Genomic DNA, 5,191 nt, shown 5'->3' on the forward strand with positions numbered 1-5,191 from the left:
GGATTTCGAGGCGGCGGGGTCGGATTCAAGGGCGCGCACCGGGCCGCGCAGCCACCAGAGCATCCACAACGCCGGCACGGCGGCCAGCGTCGACACGATGAAGAACACCGGCCAGCCGATCGACTCAGCCAGCACGCCGGCCAGCGGTCCCACCCACACCCGCCCCACCGAAGCGAAGGCCGACAGCAGCGCGAACTGCGTGGCGGTGAAGCGCTGGTTGCACAGGCTCATCAAGAAGGCGACGAAGGCTGCGGTGCCCATGCCGCCGGACAGGTTCTCGAAGGCGATCACCATCAGCAGCCCGCCGTCCACCGGCGTGGCAGTGGCGAGCTTGACGAAGCCCCAGTCGAAGGCCGGCAGCGTGAGCCCCGGCAGCACACCCTTGCCGTTGACCGCCAGCCACCAGAAGCCGAGGTTGCTGGCCAGCTGCAGCAGCCCGAACAGGAACAGCGAGCGCCACAGGCCGAGCTTGAGCATCAGCGCACCGCCGAGCAGCGCGCCGCCGATGGTCAGCCACAGCCCGATCACCTTGTTGACCACGCCCACCTCGGCCGGTGCGTAGGCCATGCTCTTGAGCAGGAAGGGCGTCATCAGCGAGCCGGCGAAGGCGTCGCCGAGCTTGTAGAGCACGATGAAGGCGAGGAAGGCCGCCGCGCCGGGCTGCGCGAAGTAGTTCGAGAGGCCCGACAGCAGCGTCTCGAAGCGCGCCTTGCGGGCCGCGAAGGCAGCCAGCGGCAGCGTGATCGCGATGCCGGCCAGCAGCGCGAGCAGGTCGGCCCACTTGGGCGCGGCGGGCAGCAGCGAGCGCGCCAGCGGGTTGAACACGCGGTCGGTGAGCACGAAGCCGATCGCCACCGCGACCACGAGGGCGAAGAAGCCGAGCAGGTCGTGGCGCGCCGCGGTCTTCGGCGCCGCCGCCGTGGCCAGCCGCGGCAACATCAGTGCGGAGACCACCGCCGCAGCCACCATCACGCCGGCCATGAAGCGGTACACCTCGGGCCAGGTCCAGCCGCCGCCCTGGTTCGGGTCGGTCCAGATCAGCGCCAGGCCGCCGGAGACGATCATCGCCAGGCGGTAGCCGAGCACGTTCAGCGAGGAGCCGAGGCCGCGTTCGGCGGCCGGCAGCAGGTCGGTGCGGTAGGCGTCGATCACCACGTCCTGGGACGCCGAGACGAAGGCCACCCCCACCGCCAGCAGCGCAAAGGCACGCGTCGCGTCGGTGGGCGAGGTGGCGGCCATCGCCATCAGCACGCCGGCCAGCGCCAGCTGCGTGATCACCAGCCAGCCACGGCGACGGCCGAGCCAGGGCAGCTCGAAGCGGTCCATCAGCGGCGCCCAGAGGAACTTGAAGGTGTAGGGCAGGCCGACCAGGCTGAGGAAGCCGATGGTGGCGACGTCCAGCCCCTCCATGCTCAGCCAGGCCTGCATGGCCTGGCCGGTCAGCGCCAGCGGAAGGCCGGAGGCGAAGCCGAGCAGGGTGACGACGAGGAGCCGGTGCCAGGCGGCGAGGCGTTGCGCGGCGGTGCGGTGGTCGGTGGGCACCGCCCGATTATCCCGACCGCGCTTCAGGAGGTCGGCTTGGCGGGCGGCGTGTCCTCGACCTGGCTGTCAATCGCCTTGGCGAGCGCGAGCAGCCGCTCCTTCGGCAGCTCGCCGACGATCGCGTAGCCGCAGGCCGGGTGGCCGGGGCTGGCGCCCTCGACCCAGTAGAACAGCCCTGTCTTGCCCTGCTGCTCATAGCGGAAGGCAGCCGGCGTGCCGTCTTCGGGCTTGCGCAGGTAGACGGTGACGCGCAGCGGCGTCTGGCCCGCGGGCACCTCGCCGATGGCCTGGTACATCAGCTGCGCGCTGGGGCCCTGCGCATCGGGCAACAGACGGCCGCCGACCAGCTCGAAGCCCTGCGCGCGCAGGTCGTACAGCTTGACCGGCATCTCCAGCCGGCGCGTCAGCCAGCGGGCGAGGTGCTCCTCCTGGGCACCCACCTCCACCGGGTGGCGCACTTCGGGCACGTAGACGCTGTGGGCGACCGCGGCGCGCTGCACCCAGGCGTGGCCGTTGGCCACTGACGGGGCCGCCGCAGGGGCCGAGGCGAACGTGGCGGCCGGGCGCTCGAGACGCCACACCAGCGCCGCGCCGACCGCGCCGCCGAGCACGAAGACGGCCAGCGCCGCCGCCCAGCGCTGCCAGCCGGCGAAGGGCAGCACCGCTCGCGCCGGGCCGCGCCGCCACACCACCTGCTCGAGGCGCTGCGGCACCGGCTCGGCCAGCACGGTATCGAGCCGCGCACGCAGGGCCTCGCCGTCGGCGGCCCACAGGCGCACGCGGGCGGCGTCTTCCGGGTGGTCGCGCAACCAGGCCTCGACGCGCGCGGCGTCTTCGCCGTCGAGCTGGCCGTCGAGCCAGGCGTTGAGCAGGGTGTCGTCGATCGGGGCGTTCATGGTCGTTCGGTGTTCAGGCTCACACCACGCGGCGCAGGCCGCGCGCATTGGCGGGCGAGCGGCCGTCGAGCAGGTCGCGCAGCGCCGTGCGCGCGCGCGAGATGCGCGACATCACCGTGCCCACCGGGATGCGCAGCACATCGGCACATTCGGCGTAGGTGAGCTGTTCGAGGGTCACGAGCAGCAGCGGCTGGCGCTGCTCAAGGGGCAGCCGGGCGAGCGCGGCCAGCAGGTCCAGGCGCAGGCCGAGGTCGTTGCCGACGGCGGGCAGCGCGTCGATGGCGGCATCGCCGTCGACCCAGGTGACGCGCTTGTCGCGGCGGCGCTCGTCCATGAAGGCGTTGTGCGCGATCGACAGCGTCCAGACGAGGATGTCGCGGCGCTGATCGAACTGGTGCCAGTGGGCCAGCGCCCGCTCCAGCGTGGTCTGCACCAGGTCGTCGGCGGCGCTGGCGTCGAACACCAGCGAGCGCGCATAGCGCCGCAACCGCGGGATGGTGCCCAGCAGCTGCTGACGGAAGGCGGTCGGTGCGTCCACGTGGGGCATACGCCAGGGGGTGGCCGATTATTCCCCCGGCCTCCGGCAAGGGCGCAGGCGCTGCGAGACAATCTCACGCATGACGCCGCCTTCGCACGCGCCGGCCCAGGCGCGCTCGCCCACCTTCTCGTCCCTGGAGTTCCGCGCGGCGCTGGGCATGTTCGCCACCGGCGTGACGATCGTCACGGCCCGCGGCCCCGACGGCGCGCCGGTCGGACTCACCGCCAACTCGTTCAACTCGGTCTCGCTGACGCCGCCGCTGGTGCTGTGGAGCCTGTCGCGCCGCGCTGGCTCGATGGCCGCCTTCCGCGCCGGATCGCACTACGCGATCAACATCCTCGCCGCCGACCAGCATGCGCTGGCCGAGCGCTTCGCCAGCAAGGCGGTCGACCGCTTCGCCGGCGTGACCTGGCACGAGGGCACGGCCGGCGCGCCGGTGATCGACGGCGCGGTGGCGGTGTTCGAGTGCTTCAACCGCAGTCGCTACGAAGAGGGCGACCACGTCATCTTCGTCGGCGAGGTGGAACGCTGCGCGCACCGCGCCGGCGCGCAGCCGCTGATCTTCCACGGCGGGCGCTACTACACCGAGCTGCCGCTGTAGCACCGCTCCGCGGGCTCAGCCGGACAGGCCGGCGTAGGCGGCATCGAGTTCCTGCGTGACGGCCGCCACCAGCGTGCGCGCAAGGTCATGCCGGCCGACGCGCGCCGGCCTTCCGCTGCCGGGCAGCGAGAGCGTGAAGGCGCTGTCGTCGTCGACCAGCTCGACCACGCGCAGACGCGGCTGCGACTCGCGCAGTTCCTCGACCAGCGCAGCGCCTTCGCCGCCGGCCGCGTCCAGGCCGCAGACCAGCAGGTCGGGCGTGCGCTCGCGCAGCGCGGCGCGGGCCTGCTCCGGCGTGGCGGCCACGTCGACGCGCAGGCCGGCGCGCCGCAGCAGGTCACCGGCGAGCACGCGCGAGCGCTCCAGCGGCTCGAGCAGCAGCACCAGCCGCCGCGCGTCGACGGGCGTGCGCGGCAGGCCGGCGGAAGATGCACGCGGCACCTCGCCCGCCGCGCCCTCGCCGAGGTCGAGCATCAGCGTCACGCCGTCGCCAGCGGCCACGCGGTGCGGCGCCATGCCGCGCGCGCGGGCCAGCTGCGCGAAGAGCAGCCAGTGCACCTCGTCGATGCCGTCGGCCGGGCGGCCGCCGTCGCGGTGCACGCGCAGCACCAGCATCGGCCGCGCGGCGTCGCCCTGGCGCTCGAGCGCGCAGTGCACTTCGTCGCCGAGCCGCGTCGCATGGTCGAGCAGCAGCTCGATCAGCTGGTCGAGCACGCCGGCCACGGCGCGCACGGCGAAGGCCTCGCCGCGCGGCGGCGGCGCCACCAGCCGCGCGCCGCGCCGCTGGGCGGCGGCCTGCCAGCCGGTGCAGGCATCGACGATCGCCTCGCGCAGGTCGATGGTCTCGATGTCGCGCGAGCCCTCTCCGCCGAGCATGCGGGCGATCTCCTGCAGCTGGATGGCGAGGTGGCGCAACCGCTCCACGGACGCGGCGACCTCTTCGGGCCGCACCGCCACGGCCGAACCCGGGGCCATGCGGCGCTGCAATGCATCGAGCGAGACGGCGAACGCCTCGCCGACCTTGCCGAGCAGCTCGGGCGGAATGTTCACGGTGTTCATGATGCGGATCCCTCAGGCATTGGTGGCCGCCAGCACCTCGGGCAGGTCGGTGAGGCCGGCGAGCACCTTGGCGATGCCGTCCTGGCGCAGCGTGGCCATGCCGCCCTCCCGCGCCGCTGCCTGCAGCGAGGCCGCGTCGCCGCGGTGGCGGATCAGCCGGCGCACCTCGTCGTCGGCCAGCATCAGCTCGTGGATGCCCATGCGGCCGTGGTAGCCGGTGCCGCCGCACTGGTCGCAGCCGCGCCGGCGGCGCAGGCGGATGCGGCCGCGCGCATCGCCGTGCTCGGCCTGCCAACGCTGGCGCAGCGCCGCAAGCGCATCGCCGGCCTGCGCGGCAACATGCGAGCCGAGGTACTGCGCGGCCAGCGCATCGAGCTCGTCCTCGCCAGCGACCTCGCTGTCGCTGCAGTGCGTGCACAGGGTGCGCACCAGGCGCTGCGCGAGGATGGCCAGCAGCGAATCGGAGAAGTTGTACGGGTCGAGGCCGATCTCGAGCAGCCGCGCGATGCTCTCCGGCGCGGAGTTGGTGTGCAGCGTCGAGAGCACCAGGTGGCC

Annotated in this window: 6 protein-coding genes; 1 reads left to right on the forward strand and 5 read right to left on the reverse strand. The window is 73.3% G+C overall.

The window, feature by feature from the left end:
• From AB7U92_RS21435 to AB7U92_RS21445, 3 genes are all read right to left on the reverse strand, one after another.
• Positions 1-1,542, reverse strand: a 1,542-nt coding sequence (locus AB7U92_RS21435; RefSeq protein WP_428581831.1) for an AmpG family muropeptide MFS transporter, incomplete at its 3' end; no start/stop codon positions are given.
• A 23-nt stretch (positions 1,543-1,565) separates the two neighbouring features.
• Complete coding sequence (locus AB7U92_RS21440) at positions 1,566-2,438, reverse strand: anti-sigma factor family protein (protein WP_428581834.1); 873 nt, start codon at positions 2,436-2,438, stop codon at positions 1,566-1,568.
• A 19-nt stretch (positions 2,439-2,457) separates the two neighbouring features.
• Complete coding sequence (locus tag AB7U92_RS21445; RefSeq protein ID WP_428581837.1) at positions 2,458-2,976, reverse strand: sigma-70 family RNA polymerase sigma factor; 519 nt, start codon at positions 2,974-2,976, stop codon at positions 2,458-2,460.
• A gap of 79 nt (positions 2,977-3,055) precedes the next feature.
• On the opposite strand from AB7U92_RS21445, the gene AB7U92_RS21450 reads away from it, so the two are divergent.
• The gene (locus AB7U92_RS21450) at positions 3,056-3,577 is read left to right on the forward strand and encodes a flavin reductase family protein (RefSeq protein WP_428581840.1); all 522 of its coding nucleotides are present in this window, start codon (positions 3,056-3,058) and stop codon (positions 3,575-3,577) included.
• Between the two features lie 15 nt (positions 3,578-3,592).
• Here the strand turns inward: AB7U92_RS21450 and AB7U92_RS21455 are convergent, their stop codons facing one another.
• A complete protein-coding gene (locus AB7U92_RS21455; protein WP_428581843.1) occupies positions 3,593-4,636 on the reverse strand; it encodes a hypothetical protein in 1,044 nt (347 codons plus the stop codon).
• 12 nt (positions 4,637-4,648) lie between these two features.
• Positions 4,649-5,191 (reverse strand): GspE/PulE family protein (locus AB7U92_RS21460; protein ID WP_428581846.1); only part of this gene is annotated, 543 nt, incomplete at its 5' end.

This window comes from Piscinibacter sp. (genome assembly GCF_050175855.1).
Classification (GTDB): domain Bacteria; phylum Pseudomonadota; class Gammaproteobacteria; order Burkholderiales; family Burkholderiaceae_C; genus Piscinibacter.